This is a genomic window from Pseudomonas sp. B111, from assembly GCF_026428275.1.
GTDB lineage: Bacteria > Pseudomonadota > Gammaproteobacteria > Pseudomonadales > Pseudomonadaceae > Pseudomonas > Pseudomonas aeruginosa.
The window spans coordinates 3,559,721-3,577,947 of sequence record NZ_CP097857.1; the positions used below are offsets into that span (position 1 = coordinate 3,559,721).

At 69.4% G+C, this 18,227-nt stretch carries 19 protein-coding genes; 6 read left to right on the forward strand and 13 right to left on the reverse strand.

The genetic code is table 11. The features are described from left to right. The first annotated feature begins 66 nt into the window (after positions 1–66). Positions 67–921: a sulfurtransferase gene (locus M6E97_RS16495; protein WP_033938946.1), complete on the forward strand. Its 855-nt coding sequence runs from the start codon at positions 67–69 to the stop codon at positions 919–921. 24 nt (positions 922–945) lie between these two features. Here M6E97_RS16495 and M6E97_RS16500 read toward each other — a convergent pair whose 3' ends face one another. Then, complete coding sequence (locus tag M6E97_RS16500; RefSeq protein WP_019484325.1) at positions 946–1,785, reverse strand: alpha/beta fold hydrolase; 840 nt, start codon at positions 1,783–1,785, stop codon at positions 946–948. A gap of 111 nt (positions 1,786–1,896) precedes the next feature. On the opposite strand from M6E97_RS16500, the gene M6E97_RS16505 reads away from it, so the two are divergent. The 3 genes from M6E97_RS16505 (at position 1,897) to M6E97_RS16515 (ending at position 4,671) form a co-directional block, all read left to right on the forward strand. After that, the gene (locus M6E97_RS16505) at positions 1,897–2,490 is read left to right on the forward strand and encodes a TetR family transcriptional regulator (RefSeq protein WP_023095909.1); all 594 of its coding nucleotides are present in this window, start codon (positions 1,897–1,899) and stop codon (positions 2,488–2,490) included. Between the two features lie 221 nt (positions 2,491–2,711). Then, entirely contained in the window at positions 2,712–3,191 is a 480-nt protein-coding gene (locus tag M6E97_RS16510) for a hypothetical protein (protein ID WP_003082640.1), read from the forward strand. Positions 3,192–3,396: 205 nt separating this feature from the next. Next, a complete protein-coding gene (locus tag M6E97_RS16515) occupies positions 3,397–4,671 on the forward strand; it encodes an outer membrane protein transport protein (protein ID WP_058343307.1) in 1,275 nt (424 codons plus the stop codon). A gap of 54 nt (positions 4,672–4,725) precedes the next feature. Here the strand turns inward: M6E97_RS16515 and M6E97_RS16520 are convergent, their stop codons facing one another. The 3 genes from M6E97_RS16520 to M6E97_RS16530 form a co-directional block, all read right to left on the reverse strand. Next, positions 4,726–5,280 carry a glutathione peroxidase gene (locus M6E97_RS16520; RefSeq protein ID WP_003086801.1) on the reverse strand — a complete coding sequence of 185 codons (555 nt, stop codon included), beginning with the start codon at positions 5,278–5,280 and terminating at the stop codon, positions 4,726–4,728. A gap of 164 nt (positions 5,281–5,444) precedes the next feature. Further along, the gene (locus M6E97_RS16525; RefSeq protein WP_003449467.1) at positions 5,445–6,644 is read right to left on the reverse strand and encodes an MFS transporter; all 1,200 of its coding nucleotides are present in this window, start codon (positions 6,642–6,644) and stop codon (positions 5,445–5,447) included. A gap of 73 nt (positions 6,645–6,717) precedes the next feature. Next, positions 6,718–7,167, reverse strand: coding sequence for a MarR family winged helix-turn-helix transcriptional regulator (locus tag M6E97_RS16530; RefSeq protein WP_010895547.1), 450 nt, complete (start codon positions 7,165–7,167; stop codon positions 6,718–6,720). Positions 7,168–7,297: 130 nt separating this feature from the next. Here M6E97_RS16530 and M6E97_RS16535 point away from each other — a divergent pair, with 130 nt between their 5' ends. After that, entirely contained in the window at positions 7,298–9,118 is a 1,821-nt protein-coding gene (locus tag M6E97_RS16535; RefSeq protein ID WP_033938943.1) for an acyl-CoA dehydrogenase C-terminal domain-containing protein, read from the forward strand. 30 nt (positions 9,119–9,148) lie between these two features. Here the strand turns inward: M6E97_RS16535 and M6E97_RS16540 are convergent, their stop codons facing one another. After that, positions 9,149–9,709, reverse strand: coding sequence for a TetR/AcrR family transcriptional regulator (locus M6E97_RS16540; RefSeq protein WP_003109279.1), 561 nt, complete (start codon positions 9,707–9,709; stop codon positions 9,149–9,151). 118 nt (positions 9,710–9,827) lie between these two features. Between M6E97_RS16540 and M6E97_RS16545 the strand changes: the two genes are divergently transcribed. After that, positions 9,828–11,333 (forward strand): MFS transporter, encoded by a 1,506-nt coding sequence (locus M6E97_RS16545; RefSeq protein ID WP_003086789.1) that lies wholly within the window; start codon positions 9,828–9,830, stop codon positions 11,331–11,333. Here M6E97_RS16545 and M6E97_RS16550 read toward each other — a convergent pair. The 8 genes from M6E97_RS16550 to bluB are packed head-to-tail and all read right to left on the reverse strand — an operon-like array spanning position 11,296 to position 18,227. After that, the gene (locus M6E97_RS16550; RefSeq protein ID WP_003086787.1) at positions 11,296–12,033 is read right to left on the reverse strand and encodes an adenosylcobinamide-GDP ribazoletransferase; all 738 of its coding nucleotides are present in this window, start codon (positions 12,031–12,033) and stop codon (positions 11,296–11,298) included. The genes M6E97_RS16545 and M6E97_RS16550 overlap by 38 nt on opposite strands. A 2-nt stretch (positions 12,034–12,035) precedes the next feature. Next, positions 12,036–12,620 carry an alpha-ribazole phosphatase family protein gene (cobC, locus tag M6E97_RS16555; RefSeq protein WP_003086784.1) on the reverse strand — a complete coding sequence of 195 codons (585 nt, stop codon included), beginning with the start codon at positions 12,618–12,620 and terminating at the stop codon, positions 12,036–12,038. Beyond that, complete coding sequence (cobT, locus tag M6E97_RS16560) at positions 12,617–13,672, reverse strand: nicotinate-nucleotide--dimethylbenzimidazole phosphoribosyltransferase (protein WP_033938940.1); 1,056 nt, start codon at positions 13,670–13,672, stop codon at positions 12,617–12,619. The genes cobC and cobT overlap by 4 nt, the downstream gene beginning before the upstream one ends. Further along, positions 13,669–14,190, reverse strand: a complete 522-nt coding sequence (cobU, locus tag M6E97_RS16565; protein WP_019484513.1) for a bifunctional adenosylcobinamide kinase/adenosylcobinamide-phosphate guanylyltransferase — start codon at positions 14,188–14,190, stop codon at positions 13,669–13,671. Before cobU ends, cobT begins: the two co-directional genes overlap by 4 nt. Beyond that, entirely contained in the window at positions 14,183–15,655 is a 1,473-nt protein-coding gene (locus tag M6E97_RS16570) for a cobyric acid synthase (protein ID WP_019484512.1), read from the reverse strand. The genes cobU and M6E97_RS16570 overlap by 8 nt, the downstream gene beginning before the upstream one ends. Continuing rightward, positions 15,648–16,643, reverse strand: a complete 996-nt coding sequence (gene cobD / locus M6E97_RS16575; RefSeq protein WP_003133501.1) for a threonine-phosphate decarboxylase CobD — start codon at positions 16,641–16,643, stop codon at positions 15,648–15,650. Before cobD ends, M6E97_RS16570 begins: the two co-directional genes overlap by 8 nt. After that, complete coding sequence (gene cbiB / locus M6E97_RS16580; protein WP_009876116.1) at positions 16,636–17,574, reverse strand: adenosylcobinamide-phosphate synthase CbiB; 939 nt, start codon at positions 17,572–17,574, stop codon at positions 16,636–16,638. The genes cobD and cbiB overlap by 8 nt, the downstream gene beginning before the upstream one ends. After that, complete coding sequence (gene bluB, locus M6E97_RS16585; RefSeq protein WP_019485939.1) at positions 17,571–18,227, reverse strand: 5,6-dimethylbenzimidazole synthase; 657 nt, start codon at positions 18,225–18,227, stop codon at positions 17,571–17,573. Before bluB ends, cbiB begins: the two co-directional genes overlap by 4 nt.

Here is an 18,227-nt window from a genome sequence, read left to right on the forward strand (position 1 = left end):
CGCGGTCCAAGGGGCATGATCCACCCATCCGCCACCGGCTTTGCTTCCCGACCCAAGGAGTCCGCGATGTCGTCCGCCCAACTGCTGACCGCGCAACAACTGGCCGCCCGCCTCAGCGAACCCGACCTGCTGGTCCTCGACTGCCGTTTCGCCCTCGAAGACCCGTCCTACGGTGCCCGCGTCTATCAGGAGAACCACATTCCCGGCGCGCATTTCGCCGACCTCGAACGGGATCTTTCCGCTCCCGTGCGCAAGGGCGTGACCGGTCGCCATCCGCTGCCGGATCCCGCCGAGCTAGCGCTCAAGCTACAAGCCTGGGGCCTGCGCCAGGATAGCCAGGTGGTGCTCTACGACGACGGCCCCGGCGCATTCGCCGCCCGCGCCTGGTGGCTGTTGCATTGGCTGGGCAAGCGCGACGGGGTCTACCTCCTCGATGGCGGCCTGGCGGCCTGGAAGGCTGCGGGGCTGGCACTGACCAATGGCGAAAGCAGTCTTCGACCCGGCGATTTCCAGGGCCAGCCCGATGCCTCGCTGTTGATCGACGCCGCCACCCTCCAGGCCCAACTGGGCCAACCCGGACTGGCGCTGCTCGATGCTCGCGCGCAGCCGCGCTTCCGTGGCGAAGTCGAGCCCATAGATCCGGTCGCCGGACACATTCCCGGTGCCCAGTGCGCCGCCTTCAGCGACAACCTTAGCAGCGACGGCCGCTTCCTTCCGCCGGAACAATTGCACCAGCGGTTCTCCGCCCTGCTGCGCGGTCGCCCGGTGGACGAGCTGGTTGCCTACTGCGGCTCCGGCGTCACCGCCTGCCACAACCTGTTCGCCCTGAGCCTCGCCGGCTTCCCGCTTCCGCGCCTCTACGCCGGCTCGTGGAGCGAGTGGATCACCGACCCGCGCCGCCCGGTCGCCACCGGCGACTGACGACGCCATACGCTCGGACGCGGCTTACGCCGCGTCGGGCAGCTTCCTGAAGTAGTCGAGCAACTCCTTCTGCAACGCCTCGTTGCGGAACAGCCCGAAATGCCCAACCGCCCCCTCGGCCCGTCCCTTGCGACGCAACTCCAGGTGCGCCGCGGCATAGACCAGGTGAAGCTTTTCCGCCGCAGCCCAGGGCACGTAGTCGTCGTCCTCGAACAGGAAGCTGGCGACGGGGATGTCCAGCGCCTCGTAACCCTGCCGCTGCAATCCGAAGCGCGGTGCCAGGAGGTAGTCCGGCTGCCGTACCCAGCGCGCCCAGTCGCGCATGAAATGACTCGGCATATCCAGGCTGCCGAGGCCGAAGAAACGACTGGGAAAGCGTCGGAGCAGTCCGGTCAGTAGCGGCACCGCCACGCAGAACAGGCCGAACATCTGCCAGCGTTGCCTGCCTCGCCAGCGCCTCCAGTACGGAAACGAACCGGCGACGAACGCGGCGCCGCTCAATCCGCTGGCCTGACCAGCCAGACCGAGCAACTGCGCGCCGATGCTGTGGCCGACGAAATAGCGCGGTAGCTCCGGCGCGCGCGCTCGGCACCAGGCCAGCGCCGCATCGATGTCCTCGCGTCCCCAGTCGGCCAGGCGATAGCTAGCCACGGCAGGGTCGTCGCCTTCGCTGCCGCGGTAGCTGAACAACAGCACCTCGTAGCCGGAAGCCGCGGCCAGGACGGCGAAGCGCTGGTAGAAGGCGCGCCTGACGCCGAGCGCGCAGGCCACCACGATGCTCCCCTGCGCATCGCCGACGGCCGGGAAGTGGTCGCCGGCCAGGCGCACGCCGTCACGGCAGGCGATCTCCACTGCGGTACTCATTCGCGCTCTCCTTTGCCGTGCGGGTTCGAGCAGCCGGGACGGACGCAATGCTCGACGGATCGCCAGGCGTGCTAGCATGAACATACCGACGGTATGTAAGAAGGCAACAGTATGAATGTCAAGAGCAGGCAGCAGGAAAATGCCGAGGCGACCCGCGAGGCACTGCTGGAAAGCGCCCTCTCCGCCTTCATCGAACATGGCTACGGCGGCGTCTCCATCGACGCCATCGCCCGCGAGGCGCGCGTGACCAAGGGCGCGTTCTACCACCACTTCGGCAGCAAGCAGGAACTGCTCGCCGAATGCTACGAACGCCAGGTACGGACGATCGCCGAGGACCTGGACAGGGTGCCGGCGCATGTCGACAAGTGGGCGGAGGCCGCCGCACTGGCCGACGCCTTCATCGACAGCGTGATGGCGCGCGGCAAGCGGCAACTGTCGCTGCAGGAGGTGATCACGGTCGTCGGCTGGGAGCGATGGAAACGCATCGACTCGCGCCATACGCTGCGCTACGTCGGGCGCTTGGTGGACGAACTGGCGGCCAGTGGCGAACTCAAGGACTACCGCCGGGAAACCCTGGTCGGCCAGCTCTACGGCTTCCTTACCCAGGCCGCGATGAGTCTTCGCGATGCACGCAACAAGCGGCAAGCGGCCAATGAAGTGAAAGCCATCCTCCGCGACTTCCTCTACAGCCTGCGCAGGGGCTGAGTATGCCGCCCAGCACAAGCGAAGCAAGGACGCGCCGGTTTAATTTCCAGCGGGCATATCAGCCGTTCTCTAAAGCTGGAAACAATTTAAAAACAGTCCTTTACAGCTGACTTGTTTCACTACACTTCAAATCAAGCGGCTAAGTCCGCTATCGGCGGGGCCATCGGAATAGAAGCTGCCAAACTGCCCGGCCCCGCCGATCCACCTTGCGCGAGGCCGTCATGGGTATTTCCGCCAACGATCTTTGCCAGCACGTGATACGCCCGACCCTGGACTACCTGTCCTGCCACAGCCCCGCCGCCGAAGCGCTGCTGCTGGGCGCGGCGGCCTGCCAGTCGGCGCTGGGGAGCGCCCTCGACGACCGCCGTGGCCACGGCCTGTACCGGATCGCCAGCGAACGCCACCAGCAGCTCTGGGACCAGTACCTGGCGCTGGACCCGGAGCGCGCCAGCCGGGTCCGCGGCCTGGCCAGCCAGCATGCCTTCCTTGCCGCGCCGCACCTGGAACTGACGGTGAACCTGCGCTACAGCACGGCCATCGCCTGGTCGCTGGTGGAAGCCGCGCGACTGCCGCTGCCCGACCAGCACGACCACCTCGCCCAGGCTCGCGTGTGGCGCCAGGTATTCCAGCCGCACGGTCGCCTGCACGAGTTCATCGACGCCTGGCAACGCTGCATCGGCAGCCTCAGCCAGGTCGCCTGACGGCGAATGGAAAAATCCCGCGTCCGAAACAGACCAACCGGTCAGAAAATTTTTTACATACAGACACGAACGGTTGCGCTACCTTCGCTTCACTGGCACCGGAGCCAACCGCTCTGTTCCGCACCCTGCGGAACTTCGGAACACTGGCGCCGGTCTGGGAATCTTGGTAGTTTGCGCGCCGTTATACACAGGAGTTGCTCCAACAATGAAAACAATATGGTTTAAAACCTCTCTCGCACTGACCATTAGCGCTGTCTCCACCTACACCCTCGCCAACGGCATCGCCATCAACGAACAGAGCGCCAGCGGCGCCGGCACCGCGTACGCCGGCCGCGCCTCGTCCGCGCTCGATGCCAGCACCATCTACGGCAACCCGGCCGGCCTGTCCAAGCTGAAACGCACCGAAGTCAGCGGCGGTCTGGCCATCGTCAAGGCCAAGGACGACATCAGCCAGGCCCACAGCACCGCCCAGGGCAGCAACAAGGGCGACTCGGTACCGCTGGCCGCCGTACCGTTCGGCTACTTCTCCACGCCGATCAACGAAGATTTCACTTTCGGCCTGGGCATCTACGTGCCCTACGGCATCATCAACGATTACGAAAACGGCTTCATGGGCAGCTCCCACGGCTCCTATAGCAAGGTGCAGGTGATCACCGTGCAGCCGACCATCGCCTGGAAGATCAACGACAAGGTTTCCGTCGGCTTCGGTCCGACCTTCAACCGCATCGACGGCCAGTTGAAGAACACCCTGGCCACCAATGGCCTGCTCGGCAGCAACGGCGATACCAAGATCAACATCAAGGGCGACGACACTGCCATCGGCTACAACGTCGGCGTGATGGTCGACCTGACCGACGACACCACCTGGGGCCTGACCTACCACTCCAAGGTCAAGTACCACCTGGGCGGCAACACCGAAGTGAAGAACGCTCCGGGTGCCCTGGGCCTGAATGGCAAGTACGATGCCAAGCTGGACATCACCCTGCCGGAATCGGTGGATACCTCCATCACCCACAAGTTCGACGACAAGTGGACGGGCTACCTGGGCGCCGTCTGGACCCGCTGGAGCCGCCTGGAGAAGATCGAAGTGCGCAACAGCGGCGTACCGGCGCTCGGCCAGGCCCTGGGCTTCAACACCATCGGCGAAGACCTGAACTTTCGCGACACCTGGTCCTTCTCGGTAGGTACCTCCTACCAGGCCACCCCGGAGTGGGTGCTGCGTACCGGCTTTGCCTACGAGCCCTCGCCGACCACCAACGAGGACCGCAACGTGCGCATCCCGGTGGGCGACCGCAAGGTCTTCACCGTCGGTGCCGGCTGGTCGCCGAACCAGGACCTGACCGTCGACGTGGCCTACGCCTACCTGTGGGAAACCACTGCCGGCGTCAACCAGGAAGGCAGCGCCCTGCAGCCGGCCTACAGCGCCAAGTACGACAACAGCGCGCATGGCCTGACCGCCCAGGTCACCTATCGCTTCTGATCGCACGCGCCAACGAAGAAGCCGGGCATTGCCCGGCTTTTTCATGCCTGCTCCTCAGGGCTGGCTGGCGATGGCTTTCTCGATGGCGGCCTGGAGCTGCGGATCGTCCGGGGTGGTCTTGCTGGAGAACTGCGCGACCACCCTGCCCTGGCGATCCACCACGTACTTGTAGAAATTCCAGCGCGGCGCCTGGCCGCTCTGCTCGGCCAACTGGCGGAACAGCGGGATCGCCTCGTCGCCGCGCACGTGCTGCGGCTGGGTCATGGCGAAGGTCACGCCGTAGTTGCCATAGCAGATCTTCGCGGTCTCGGCGGTATCCGCGGCTTCCTGCTTGAAGTCGTCGGAAGGTACCCCGAGCACTTCCAGGCCCTGCCCCTTGTAACGCTGGTAGAGCGCCTCGAGCCCCTTGAACTGCGGGGTGAAGCCACAGTGGCTGGCAGTGTTGACCACCACCAGCGGCTTGCCGGCGTAACGCTGGCAAAGATCGATGCTTTCCTTGGAACGCAGCTTGGTCAACTGGCCCTGCAACAGTTCCGGGCAATCGGCGGCCCAGCCGCTCAGCGGCAGCCCGGCGAGCGCCAGGGCGGACAACAGCACGCGAGGTTTCATGGAATGGCTCCTTGGCGACGAATGTCCCAGCTTACCCTTCCCCGCGCCTATCGCCACCTATCAGCATGCGCCCATGCCCAGTTCCAGCAGCGCCAGTCCGCCACGCTGCCAGCCCCACCAGGCGAGTCCCAGCAGCGCCCCGGCGGCGAGCAGCCAGGCCAGCTTCACGCCGCGCCTCCGGCCACCTGCAGGCGCGCCACCGGACGCTCGCGCACCGGCCAGTTGAGCAGCGCCGCGAGCAGGCTTAGCAGGATCGACAACTGCCAGACCAGGTCGTAGCTGCCGGTGCGGTCGTAGACCACCCCGCCCAGCCAGCCGCCGAGGAAGGCGCCCAACTGGTGGAAGAGGAACACGATGCCGCCGAGCATCGACAGGTTGCGCACGCCGAACAGGGTCGCCACGGTGCCGTTGGTCAGGGGCACCGTGGACAGCCACAGCAGCCCCATGGCCACGCCGAAGGCGTAGGCGCTGTAGACGCTCAGCGGCAGCCAGAGGAACAGCACGATCACTACCCCGCGCACCAGGTACAGCGCGGTCAGCAGGCGCGGCTTCGACCAGCGCCCGCCGAGCCAGCCGGCGATGTAGGTGCCGAACACGTTGAACAGCCCGACCAGCGCCAGCACCGTGGTGCCGACCTGCGCCGGCAGGTGCTGGTCGACCAGGTAGGCCGGCAGGTGTACGCCGATGAACACCACCTGGAAGCCGCAGACGAAGAAGCCCAGCGCCAGCAGCCAGAACCCGGAATGCGCGCAGGCCTCGCGCAGCGCTTCGCCGAGGCTCTGTTCGTGGCCCTGCGGCGGCAACGGGCGATCCTTCATCAGCCCGGCCAGCGGCACGATCAGCGCCACCAGCAGGCCCAGGGCGAGCAGGGCCGAGGACCAGCCCAGCCAGCCGATCAGGCCGAGGGTACCGGGCAGCATGGCGAACTGGCCGAAGGAGCCGGCCGCGCTGGAGATACCCATCGCCATGCTGCGCTGCTCCGCCGGCACTGCGCGGCCGACGGCGCCGAGGATCACCGAGAACGAGGTGCCGGAAAGGCCCAGGCCGATCAGCAGGCCGGCGCTCAGCGACAGCCCGGTGGCCGACTGCGAGAGTCCCATCAGGACCAGGCCGAGGGCGTACAGCAGGCCCCCCACCAGCACCGCCCGCGCCGCGCCGTAGCGGTCGGCGAGCGCCCCGGTGAACGGCTGGGCCAGGCCCCAGACCAGGTTCTGCAAGGCGATGGCGAAGGCGAAGACTTCGCGGCCCCAGCCGAAGTCGGCGCTCATCGGCGCGAGGAACAGGCCGAAGCCATGTCGCACGCCGAGGGACAGGGCGAGGATCAGGGCTCCGGACAGCAGGATCCAGAAGGCGGCACGCGGCATGGGTCGCTCCATCTACGGGTATATACCCGCTTTATCGTGAACGAAGCGCCTCGGCGAGAGGCTTCGTCGGTTGTCAGTCCAGTCGCTCCAGTTCCGCCAGCAACGCCGCCAAGGCGCCGCTGCGCTCCTCGCCAAGGCGCCCGGCGAGACGCCGCTGCGCGTCTTCCCAGGCCGGCGTTCCGCGCTCCAGGGCATCCAGCCCGGCAGGCGTCAGCTCGACCAGGCGGTTGCGCTGGTCCTCGCCACCGGTCAGGCGCAGCAGGCCGTCGCCTTCCAGCACCCGCAGGTTGCGACCGAGGGTGCTGCGGTCGAGTCCCATGGCTTCGGCGAGTTCGGAAATGCTCGGCCGGTCCAGGCGCCGCAGGTGCCGCAGCAGGGAAAACTGCGCCACCTTGAGGCCGGTATCGGCCAGCGCCTCGTCGTAGAAGCGGGAAACGCTGCGGGCGGCGCGACGCAGTTTGGTACAGAGGCATTGGGTCGGTAGCATGGATGCGTGTATATACCCGTACCTCTCGTCGGTCAAGCGGATTGTCCGAACTGCCAACGCCGTCTGTTGCCCCTGCCAAGGCCGGACGCCGGGCGCTGGCCTATAACTCGCGCTGTCAGCGGCGACCGGGAGCACCCGGCGCCCTCCATCCATCGCCGAGGTAGCCATGCCCGTTTACAAAGCCCCGCTGCGCGACACGCGCTTCCTGCTCAACGAAGTCTTCGATTTCCCCGAGCATTACCGCAACCTGGTCAACGGAGCCGAAGCCACGCCGGACATGGTCGATGCGATCCTCGGCGAATGCGCGAAGCTCTGCGAGGAAGTGATCGCCCCGCTCTACCACAGCGGCGACGAGGAAGGCTGCCACCTGGAGAACGGCGAAGTACGGACGCCGAAGGGCTACAAGGAAGCCTACGAGGCCTATGTCGCCGGCGGCTGGCAGGGCCTCTCGCACCCGGTGGAGTACGGTGGTCAGGGCCTGCCGATGAGCCTCGGCGCGCTCAAGCAGGAGATGATGGGCACAGCCAACTGGCCGTTCTCCATGTATCCCGGCCTCTCCCTCGGCGCGATGAACACCCTGATGCAGCACGGCACCGAGGAACAGAAGCAGACCTACCTGGTTCCGCTCACCGAGGGCCGCTGGGGCGGCACCATGTGCCTCACCGAGCCGCAGTGCGGCACCGATCTCGGCCAGGTGAAGACCCGCGCCGAGGCCAACCCCGACGGTAGCTACGCCATCAGCGGGACGAAGATATTCATCTCTTCCGGCGAACACGACCTGACCGAGAACATCGTCCACATCGTCCTCGCCCGCCTGCCGGACGCACCGAAGGGCACCCGCGGCATTTCCCTGTTCATCGTGCCCAAGTTCCTTCCCGGCGAAGGCGGCGCGCTCGGCCCGCGCAACGGCGTGAGTTGCGGCGCGCTGGAGAAGAAGATGGGGATCAAGGCCTCGGCCACCTGCGTGATGAACTTCGACGGCGCCACCGGCTTCCTCATCGGACCGCCGAACAAGGGTCTGGAATGCATGTTCACCTTCATGAACAGCGCCCGCATCGGCACCGCCATCCAGGGCGTGGCCACCGCCGAGCTGGCCTACCAGGGCGCCCTCGCCTACGCCCGCGAACGCCGCTCCATGCGCGCGCTCTCCGGGACCAAGGAACCCGACCAGGTCGCCGACAGCCTGATGCACCACGGTGACGTGCGGCGCATGCTGCTGACCCAGAAAGCCATCGCCGAAGGCGGCCGGGCGCTGGTCTACCTGGCCACCCAGTACGCCGACCGGATGATCCAGGGCATCCTCAGCAAGGACGACGCCGAATACGAACGCTGGGACGACAAGCTCGGCTTCCTCACGCCGATCCTCAAGGGCTGCCTGACCGAACTCGGCCTGGAAAGCGCCAACCTCGGCATGCAGGTGTTCGGCGGCCACGGCTATATCCGCGAACACGGCATGGAGCAGATCGTCCGCGACGCGCGGATCGCCACCCTCTACGAAGGCACCACCGGCATCCAGGCCCTCGACCTGCTCGGCCGCAAGGTCCTGCTGATGACCCAGGGCAAGGCCGTGCGCGACTTCACCAGGGGCGTGGCCCGGTTCGCCGTCGACCTGCTGAAGAACGAGCCGCGCATGCGCGGCCGCGCCCTGGTGCTGCTCAAGCTCTGCGCCCAATGGAACCTGCTGACCCTGCGCATTGCCCTCACCGCGCGCAAGCAACGCGATCTGGTGAGCACCGCCAGCCACGACTACCTGATGTTCTCCGGCTACGCCACGCTGGCCTATTCCTGGGCCCTCCAGGAAGCCGCTGCGCGCCGGCGACTGCGCCAGGGCGGCAGCGAGTCGGCGGACTTCTACAAGGCCAAGATCGCCACCAGCGAGTTCTACTTTGCCCGCCTGCTTCCGCGCGCCAAGGGCCACGCGGCGGCGATGGCGAAGCCGACCGGTTCGATCATGGACCTGAAGAGCGAGCACTTCGCCTTCGACTGAGGCGACCACCCGCAGCGCGCCAGCGGAGCCTCAGTCTCCGCTGGCGCCAGCCGCCGTCAGCAACAACGCACGGACGTCGTCGAGCATCGAGTCCCACTCGTCCTGGCCAATGTCCATCAGGCGGAAGTAGCGCAACATGAAGGCGCCCTCCACCGCCAGGAACGCCAGGCGCGCACGGCGCCCCTCGGGTGCGGACAGGTCCAGGCCTTCCAACCGGCTGCGATACCACTGGTTGCTGCCCTCCAGGTGCTCGGGCGTCTGGATCAGCGCCGCCATCAGCGCCGCCGCCTTGCTGCTGGACAACTCGTCCGAACGCTGGGTCGCCTCGGCATGCGCGCGAACCCGCGTCAGCGGCGTCGGCTGCTTCCCCGCCACCGCTTCGAACAGGCTGTCGTAGGCCTTGCCCCAGCGCTCGAAGATCGCGTCGATCAGCGCGTCCTTGGTACCGAAGCAGTACTGCACGCCGCCCTTGGTGATGCCCATTTCCTTCGCCACCGCATCGATGGTCAGGCCGGCCGCGCCCTCGCGGGCGATCACCGCCTCGGCGGCATCGAGCAACTGGTCGCGGTCGATCGTTCGTCGGCGTCCCATGGCTACCTCTTGAGTTTAAATCCATACGTATGTATTTATATTTTCACGCGTCCGCCCGTGGCGCGCAATTCCCGTTATCCACGGCGAGCGAAGAACCGTTCGCCACAGAGGTTATCCCATGTTCCGGCAGAACCGCTGGCTGGTCCTGGCCATCGTCTCCAGCGCCCTGTTCCTCATCATCATCGACATGACCGTGCTCTACACGGCCCTGCCGCGCCTGACCCACGACCTCGGTGCGACGGCCGCGGAGAAGCTCTGGATCGTCAACGCCTATCCGCTGGTGGTCGCCGGCCTGCTGCCCGGCGCCGGCTTGCTCAGCGACCGCCTTGGCCACAAGCGGCTGTTCCTCGCCGGCCTGCCGCTGTTCGGCCTGGCCTCGCTGTGCGCCGCCTTCGCCCCCAGCGCCGCGGCGCTGATCGCCGCCCGCGCCGGGTTGGCGGTGGGCGCGGCGCTGATGATGCCGGCGACCCTGTCGATCGTCCGCCATGTCTTCCAGGACGAACGCGAACGCGCCCTGGCCATCGGCATCTGGGCCTCCGTCGCCTCTGCCGGCGCGGCGCTGGGGCCGGTGGTCGGCGGCGTGCTGCTGGAGTTCTTCTGGTGGGGCTCGGTGTTCCTCATCAACGTCCCGGTGGTGGCCATCGCCCTGTTGCTGGCGCTGCCGGCCATCCCCGCCTGCGGCGGCCAGTCACGGCGACCATGGGACGCCCTCGGCTCGCTGCAGGTGATGTTCGGCCTGGTCGGGGTGGTCTATGCGATCAAGGAACTCAGCGCGCGCGCCCCGGACTTCGGGCTGGCCGTCCTGGCCGCGCTCGGCGGCATGCTCTGCCTGTACCTGTTCGTCCGCCGCCAGCGCCGCGCCCGCGAACCGATGATCGACTTCGCGCTGTTCCGCAACCGGCGCTTCGCCCGCGGCGTCGCGGTGGCCCTGGTGGCGACCATGGCGCTGGTCGGCATGGAACTGGTGTTCAGCCAGCACCTGCAACTGGTGCAGGGCCTGACGCCGCTGAAGGCCGGCCTGTTCGTCCTGCCGATCCCGCTGGCCTCGCTGGTGGTCGGGCCGCTGGCCGGCTGGCTGGTGCCGCGCTGGGGCGAGAACCGGGTGATGTGCGCCTCCCTGCTGCTCGGCAGCGCCGGATTGCTCGGCCTGGCCCTGTCCTACCAGTCCGCCACCGGAGCGCAACTGGCCAGCCTGGTGCTGCTCGGCGTCGGCTTCGGCGGCGCGATGACCGCCGCCTCCACCGCGGTGATGCTCAACGTGGACGAACAGAGTTCCGGAATGGCGGCCGCCATCGAAGACGTGTCCTACGAACTGGGCGGGGTGATCGGCGTGACCCTGCTCGGCAGCCTGATGAGTTTAGTCTACGGGATGTCGCTGAGGCTGCCCTCGGCCGAGCTGCCGGCGCGGGTCCGCGACAGCCTCGACGACGCCCTGTTGGTCGCCGAGGGCCTGGCGCCGGAGGTCGCGTCGCGGCTCGTCGAGCTTGCCCGGCAGGCTTTCGACCAGGCCTTCGTCGCCGTGCTGCTGGCCGCCGCCGCGCTGCTCTTCCTCAGCGCCATGGCGGTCCTGCGCCAGCCGCGTCCGGCTACAGAGCCAGCGCCACCAGCACCGCACACTCGGTAAGTTCGACCAGCGCGCCGGCGGTGTCCCCGGTGGTGCCGCCGAGGCGCGCGAGGAAACGGCTGCGCAGCCAGGCGAAGAGCATCAGCGTCACCAGCAACGCCAGCAGGCCGGCCAGGCCGAACGCCAGGGCCAGGCCGAAACTCACCCCCAGCACCCACGGCAGGCTGCGCGCCGGCAGGTGCTCGGCGATGGCCTGGCCGAGGCCGCCGGGGCGCGCGTAGGGCGTGGTCAGGAACAGCAGCGGCAGGCTGCTGCGCGCCAGCCACGGAGCCAGCGGCAACAACCCGGCCTCGCCCTGGCCGAGCAGCGCCGCCAGGGCGGAGAACTTCAACAACAGGACCAGTACCAGGACCACCACCGCCACCGGGCCGCTGCGCGGGTCCTTCATGATCGCCAGGGTCCGCTCGCGGTCGCCCAACCCGCCGACCCAGGCGTCCGCCATGTCGGCCAGGCCGTCCAGGTGCAGCGCGCCGCTCAGCGCCACCCACAGGCTCAGCAGCAAGGCTGCCTGCAACAGCGGCGGCGTACCGTCGAGCGACCGCGCCGCGGCGTACAGCACGACGCCGATCAGCACCCCGACCAGTGGATAGCAGAGCACCGCGCGGCCGAACTGTTCCGGCGTCGGCATCGCCGACAGGCGCACCGGCAGGCGGGTGAGGAACTGCAAGGCGACCAGCAGTGAGCGCAAGGCTTCGCGCATGACTATTCCCCTTCCCGGCATTCGTGCCAGCGATCGTCGCCCTCTCCGGCGCGCAGGCCGAACAGTGCGCCATGACCGACGTCCACCTGCAGCAAGTGCTCGCGCGGCAGGCCACGGGCGCGAGCGAGCAACAGACGGATGACGCCGCCATGGGTCACCAGCAGCACACGACGGCCGGCATGACGCTGGCGCAGGCGTCGCTGGGCGGCCAGCACCCGCGCCTCGAACTCGGACAGCGGCTCGCCGCCCGGCGGGGTAAAGGCGTAGGGATCGGCCCAGAAGCGGCCGAGCGCCTCGCTGTGGCCGTCCATCAGGCTGGCCGCCGAGCGCCCCTCCCAAGCGCCGAAATGCAGTTCGCGCAGATCGTTTTCCAGTTCCAGCTCGATCCCCTGGCGCTGCGCCAGTTCCTCGGCGAAGGCGCGGCAACGTTGCAATGGCGAGCTGACCAGCAGGTCCCAGCGTCCGCCTTCCACCGCCGTGCGCATCTGCGCCCAGCCACGCGCGGTCAAGGCGTCGTCGAGGCTGCCGCGGAAACCGCCGCCGGACTCGGTTTCGCCATGCCGCAGGAGGTCCAGGCGCAGGCTCATGCCGGGCGGTCCGAGACCGCCGCTTCGGCGAAGGTCGCCATCCCCGCGTGCAGCGCGCAGGCCTGGCGCAGCAGCGGCACTGCCAGCGCCGCGCCGCTGCCCTCGCCCAGGCGCAGGCCGAGGTCGAGCAGCGGTTGCGCCGCCAGGGCTTCGAGCACATGCCGATGGCCCGGCTCGGCACCACTGTGGGCGAACAGCAGCCAGTCGCGGCAGGCCGGGTTCAGGCGCACCGCGCAGAGCGCCGCGACGCTGCAGATGTAGCCGTCGACCAGGGCGACCATGCCTTTCTGCGCGCAGGCCAGGTAGGCGCCGGCCAGCGCGGCGATCTCCAGCCCACCGAGACGGCGGAGGGTTTCGAAGGGGTCGGCGCGATGGGCGCCGTGCAGGGCCAGGGCGCGCTCGATCACCGCGGTCTTGTGCGCCACGCCGCTGGCGTCCAGCCCGGTTCCCGGCCCGACCAGCGCGCTCACCGGCGCATCCAGCAGCGCGCAGGCCATGGCCGCCGCCGCGGTGGTATTGCCGATGCCCATCTCGCCGCCGATGAACAGCTGGCTGCCGGCCTGCTCGGCGCGGCGCACGCTTTCGCGCCCGGCCTCGAGCGCCAGCAGGCACTGTTCGGCGCCCATCGCCGGGGCCTCGACGAAGTTCGCGGTACCCGCCGCCAGGCGCAGGTGGCGCACGCCGGGCAAGGCTTCCAGGGGGACGGCGGTGCCCAGGTCGACCACCTCCAGGCCGGCGCCGAGTTCGCGCGCCAGCACGCTGATCGCCGCGCCGCCGCGGACGAAGTTGCGCAGCATCTCGCCGGTGACCGCCTGCGGATAGGCCGAGATGCCCTCGGCGACTACCCCGTGGTCGCCGGCGAAGACCGTCACCCAGAGCCTCTCCAGGCTCGGTCGTTCGCGCCCCTGCAACGCCGCCAGGTCGATCGCCACCTGCTCCAGGCGGCCCAGCGAGCCGCGCGGCTTGGTCAACAGGTCCTGGCGTTCGGCCGCGCGCCGGCGCATCTGCGGATCCGCCTCGCGGCAGGTGTCGCGCCACCATTGCAGACTCATAGCGGTTCTCCTTTCAACGGCATGGGCAGGCCGGCGACGGTGAAGGTCACCCGCTCGCAGCGTTCGGCGATGGCCTGGTGCAGCCAGCCGGCCTCGTCGACGTAGCGCCGGCTGAGTTCGCCCAGCGGCACCACGCCGAGCCCGGTTTCGTTGCTGACCAGGATGATCCGTCCCGGCAGCGCGCCGAGACATTCCAGCAGCGCCTCGCGCTCGCCGTCGAGACGCTGGGGATCGTCGCAGAGCAGCAGGTTGGTCAGCCACAGGGTCAGGCAGTCGACCAGCAGGCAGCGTCCGGGCTCGGCCTCGCTGCGCAGCGTCGCCGCCAGCGCCAGAGGCTCCTCCAGGGTTCGCCAGTGGGCCGGGCGGCGCGCGCGGTGCTCGGCGATGCGCCGGCCCATTTCGCCGTCGCCGGCCTGGGCGGTGGCGATGTAGCTCACCGCCAGCCCACTCTCGGCGGCCAGGCGCTCGGCCAGGCGGCTCTTGCCGGAACGGGCGCCGCCAAGGATCAGGTCACGCATGGGGTTCTCCGCAGAGGGCGAGCAATCGCCCGGTATCCAGGTGGCGCTCGACCAGGTCGGCGAGCCGCTCGATGTCGCGTTCGCGCAAGGCCTGGTAGTCCACCGCCTGGACCTCGCGCAGGCCGGCCCAGCGCAGCAGCGCCGAACAGGCCGCGGTGGATTCGAACAGGCCGTGCAGGTAGGTGCCCATGACGTGCCCGTCGACGCTGCGGGCACCATCCGCGCGGCCATCGTCGAGCACCACCGCCGGCCGCGCCAGGGCCTCGCCACGGGTGACCCCGGCATGGATCTCGTAGCCCGACAGCGGCGCGTCCTCCAGGCTCAGGCGGCCCTGTACGTTGCGCAATTGCTTGTCCGCCTCCAGGGTCGTTTCCAACGCCAGCAGGCCGAGGCCAGCGCTGCTGCCGGCCGCGCCTTCCAGGCCGAGCGGATCGTGCAGGCGCTCGCCGAGCATCTGCAGGCCGCCGCAGATCCCCAGCAGGCGACCGCCGTAGCGCAGGTGACGGAGGATCGCCTCGTCCCAGCCACGCTCGCGCAGCGCCGCGAGGTCGGCGCGCACGCTCTTCGAGCCGGGCAGGACGATCAGGTCCGCCGACGGCAGCGCCTGGCCGGGGCCGACGAAGCTCAACTCGACCTGGGGGTGCAGGCGCAGCGGATCGAAATCGGTGTGGTTGCTGATCCTCGGCAGCACCGGCACCACCACCTTCAGGCGCGGCCCGACCTTGGCCGCCTGGCGCGTGTCGATGGCGTCCTCCGCCTCCAGGTGCAGGTCGCTGACATAGGGCAGCACGCCGAGCACCGGCTTGCCGGTGCGCGCCTCCAGCCAGTCGAGGCCGGGTTGCAGCAGGGCGATGTCGCCGCGGAAGCGATTGATGACGAAGCCCTTGACCCGCTCCCGCTCCGAGTCGGAGAGCAGTTCCAGGGTGCCGACCAGGTGGGCGAAGACCCCGCCGCGGTCGATATCGGCGACCAGGATCACCGGGCAATCCACCGCTTCGGCGAAGCCCATGTTGGCGATGTCGTTGGCGCGCAGGTTGATCTCCGCCGGCGAGCCGGCGCCCTCCACCATCACCACCCGGTAGGCGGCGGCGAGCCGCCCATGGGAAGCCAGCACCGCTTCCATCGCCACGCGCTTGTAGTCGTGGTAGGCGGCGGCGTCCATGCTGGTCACCGCGCGGCCATGGATGATCACCTGGGCGCCGATATCGGTGTTCGGCTTGAGCAGCACCGGGTTCATGTCGGTGTGCGGCGCCAGCCGGCAGGCCTGGGCCTGGACCGCCTGGGCGCGGCCGATCTCGCCGCCGTCGGCGGTGACCGCGCTGTTCAGCGCCATGTTCTGCGGCTTGAACGGCACCACCGCGACGCCGCGCCGGGCCAGCCAGCGGCACAGCGCGGTCACCAGGGTGCTCTTGCCGGCGTCCGAGGTGGTGCCCTGGACCATCAGGGTCCGCCCGCGATCACTCATGAGCAGGCTCCTTGAAGCCGAGCAGCGCGGCATCGAGCCGGGCCCAGGCGGCCTCGTCGGCGGGCAGGCCGAGGCGCAGGCTGGCCGGCTGCTCGAACTGGCGTGTGAGGATGCCGCGCCGCGCCAGGTAGTCGTGCAACGCCGCGCAGCGTGGATCGACCAGGCGCTGGAACAGCGCGCTGCCGCCCGCCGGCGGCCAGCCGTGGCGGCGCAGCAGTTCCTCCAGGCGCTGGCTGGCGGCCAGCAGGCGCTCGCGCTGCTGGCGCTGTTGCTGGCGGTCGCGCAAGGCGCTCTGGGCCACATGGCGCACCGGGCCATTGACCGTCCACGGACCGAGCTGCTCGGCCAGCGCCTGCAACAGCGGCCGTTCGCCGAGGGCGAAGCCGAGCCGCGCGCCGGCCAGGCCGAAGAACTTGCCGAACGAGCGCAGCACGATCAATCCGGGCCGGTTGCTGCAGGCCGCCAGGCTCGACTGCGGGGTGCAGTCCATGAACGCCTCGTCGACCAGCAGCCAGCCGCCGCGACGTTGCAGGCGGGCATGCCAGGCCAGCAACTCGGCGGGCTCGAAGACCCGCCCGGTGGGGTTGTTCGGGTTGACCACCAGCAGCACGTCGAGGCTGTCGAGATAGGGCTCGACCTCGGCCTCGCCGATCTCCCGCACCAGGTGCCCGGCCTGGCGCCAGGCGTGGGCGTGCTCGGCATAGCACGGCGACAGGACGCCGACCCGCCCGCCCCGCCGCAACCTTGGCAGGGCCTGGATCGCCGCCTGGCTGCCGGCCAGCGGCAATACCCGTTCGGCGCCGTAGTAGAGGCAGGCGGCGGCTTCCAGGCCGTCGTCGCTCTCCGGCAGGCGGGTCCAGGCCTGCTCGGGGATCGCCGGCAGCGGAAACGGCCAGGGCGCGATGCCGGTGGACAGGTCCAGCCAGTCCGCCAGCGGAATGTCGTAGCGGCGCGCCGCCTCGCGCAACCGCCCTCCGTGTTCAAGCATGCAGCCACCCCATGGCCCAGAGTCCGGCCAGCACCAGCAGCCAGAGCAGCACGCCCTGGCGCACCAGCGCCAGGGCCCGATAGATGTCGCGGCCCTGCGGCTGCGGGCCGCTGCCGAGGAGCGGCCGCTGGTGCAGCTCGCCGTGGTAGATCGCCGCGCCGCCCAGGGAAACCCCCAGCGCACCGGCGCCGGCGGCCATCACCGGGCCGGCGTTGGGGCTGTCCCATTGCGGCGCCTGCTCGCGCCAGCAGCGCAGGGCCTGGCGGGTGCCGCCGAGCAGCGCGTAGGTCAGCGCCACCAGCCGCGCCGGCAGGTAGTTGAGGATGTCGTCGATCTTCGCCGCGGCCCAGCCGAAGCGCTCGAAGCGCGCGTTGCGGTAGCCCCACATCGCGTCCAGGGTATTGCTCAGGCGATACAGCACCACCCCCGGCGCGCCGGCCACGGCGAACCAGAACAGCGCGGCGTAAACCGCGTCGCTGCCGTTCTCCAGTACCGATTCGGTGGCCGCGCGGGCGACCCCGGCCTGGTCCAGTTCGCGGGTATCGCGGCTGACCAGGTAGCCGACACATCGCCGCGCCTCGTCCAGGTCGCCGGCGCGCAAGGCCAGCGCCACCGGTTCGGCGTGCTCGCCGAGGCTACGCAGGCCGAGCGCGGCGTACAGCGCCAGGGCCTGGACCAGCCAGCCGAGGTAGGGAAGTTCAGCGAGCGCCCAGGCCAGCAGGGTCAGCGGCAGTACCGCGAGGACCCAGGCGGTCACCCCGTGGCTGCGCCAGCCGACCCCGGGATCGCCCTCGCCGGCCAGGCGCGAGCGGTTGAAACGGCGCTCCAGGCGGTCGGCCAGGCGGCCGAAGGCGACCAGCGGGTGCCAGCCCTGCGGCTCGCCGAAGCGCGCATCCAGCACCACGCCGAGGATACCCAGCAGTGCGCTCATGCTCGCTCGCCCCAACGGTTCTGGTAGACCAGCTCGGCCAGCGGACGCGGTTCGCTCCAACCCTCCAGCGCCAGCATCGGCGCCGGGTAGAACTCCGCCACCGGGCCCAGGCAGAGCACCGCCACCGCCTCGCTGCCGGGCGGCAGGCCGAGCAACTCGCCCAGCGCGGCCGGATCGAACAGCGATACCCAGCCCAGCCCCAGGCCCTCGGCGCGACTGGCCAGCCAGAGGTTCTGGATCGCGCAGGCGAGCGACGCCAGGTCCATCTGCGGCAGGGTCCGGCGACCGAACACATGGCGTTCGCGGTCGTCCATCAGGGCGGCGACCAGCAGTTCGGCGCAATCCAGCACGCCCTCGACCTTGAGCCGCATGAACTCGTCGGAGCGCTCGCCGAGGGCTTCGGCGGTGCGTCCGCGTTCCTCCTCGACCAGCCCGTGGATGGCCCGCCGCAACGCCGGCTCGGTGATACGGATGAAGCGCCAGGGTTGCATCAGGCCGACGCTGGGCGCCTGGTGTGCGGCCTCCAGCAGCCGCGCGAGCAGCTCCGGCGCCACGCTGCCGCCGCTGAAGTGGCGCATGTCGCGGCGCTCGGCGATGGCCCGGTAGACGGCGGCGCGTTCCGTGGCGCTGAAGGCGTGGGAAGAATCGGACAT

Coding starts and splice junctions, on each gene's coding strand:
- M6E97_RS16495 (WP_033938946.1), top strand. CDS start 67: ATGTCGTCCGCCCAACTGCTGACCGCGCAACAACTGGCCGCCCGCCTC.
- M6E97_RS16500 (WP_019484325.1), bottom strand. CDS start 1,785: ATGAGTACCGCAGTGGAGATCGCCTGCCGTGACGGCGTGCGCCTGGCC.
- M6E97_RS16505 (WP_023095909.1), top strand. CDS start 1,897: ATGAATGTCAAGAGCAGGCAGCAGGAAAATGCCGAGGCGACCCGCGAG.
- M6E97_RS16510 (WP_003082640.1), top strand. CDS start 2,712: ATGGGTATTTCCGCCAACGATCTTTGCCAGCACGTGATACGCCCGACC.
- M6E97_RS16515 (WP_058343307.1), top strand. CDS start 3,397: ATGAAAACAATATGGTTTAAAACCTCTCTCGCACTGACCATTAGCGCT.
- M6E97_RS16520 (WP_003086801.1), bottom strand. CDS start 5,280: ATGAAACCTCGCGTGCTGTTGTCCGCCCTGGCGCTCGCCGGGCTGCCG.
- M6E97_RS16525 (WP_003449467.1), bottom strand. CDS start 6,644: ATGCCGCGTGCCGCCTTCTGGATCCTGCTGTCCGGAGCCCTGATCCTC.
- M6E97_RS16535 (WP_033938943.1), top strand. CDS start 7,298: ATGCCCGTTTACAAAGCCCCGCTGCGCGACACGCGCTTCCTGCTCAAC.
- M6E97_RS16540 (WP_003109279.1), bottom strand. CDS start 9,709: ATGGGACGCCGACGAACGATCGACCGCGACCAGTTGCTCGATGCCGCC.
- M6E97_RS16545 (WP_003086789.1), top strand. CDS start 9,828: ATGTTCCGGCAGAACCGCTGGCTGGTCCTGGCCATCGTCTCCAGCGCC.
- M6E97_RS16550 (WP_003086787.1), bottom strand. CDS start 12,033: ATGCGCGAAGCCTTGCGCTCACTGCTGGTCGCCTTGCAGTTCCTCACC.
- cobC (WP_003086784.1), bottom strand. CDS start 12,620: ATGAGCCTGCGCCTGGACCTCCTGCGGCATGGCGAAACCGAGTCCGGC.
- cobT (WP_033938940.1), bottom strand. CDS start 13,672: ATGAGTCTGCAATGGTGGCGCGACACCTGCCGCGAGGCGGATCCGCAG.
- cobU (WP_019484513.1), bottom strand. CDS start 14,190: ATGCGTGACCTGATCCTTGGCGGCGCCCGTTCCGGCAAGAGCCGCCTG.
- M6E97_RS16570 (WP_019484512.1), bottom strand. CDS start 15,655: ATGAGTGATCGCGGGCGGACCCTGATGGTCCAGGGCACCACCTCGGAC.
- cobD (WP_003133501.1), bottom strand. CDS start 16,643: ATGCTTGAACACGGAGGGCGGTTGCGCGAGGCGGCGCGCCGCTACGAC.
- cbiB (WP_009876116.1), bottom strand. CDS start 17,574: ATGAGCGCACTGCTGGGTATCCTCGGCGTGGTGCTGGATGCGCGCTTC.
- bluB (WP_019485939.1), bottom strand. CDS start 18,227: ATGTCCGATTCTTCCCACGCCTTCAGCGCCACGGAACGCGCCGCCGTC.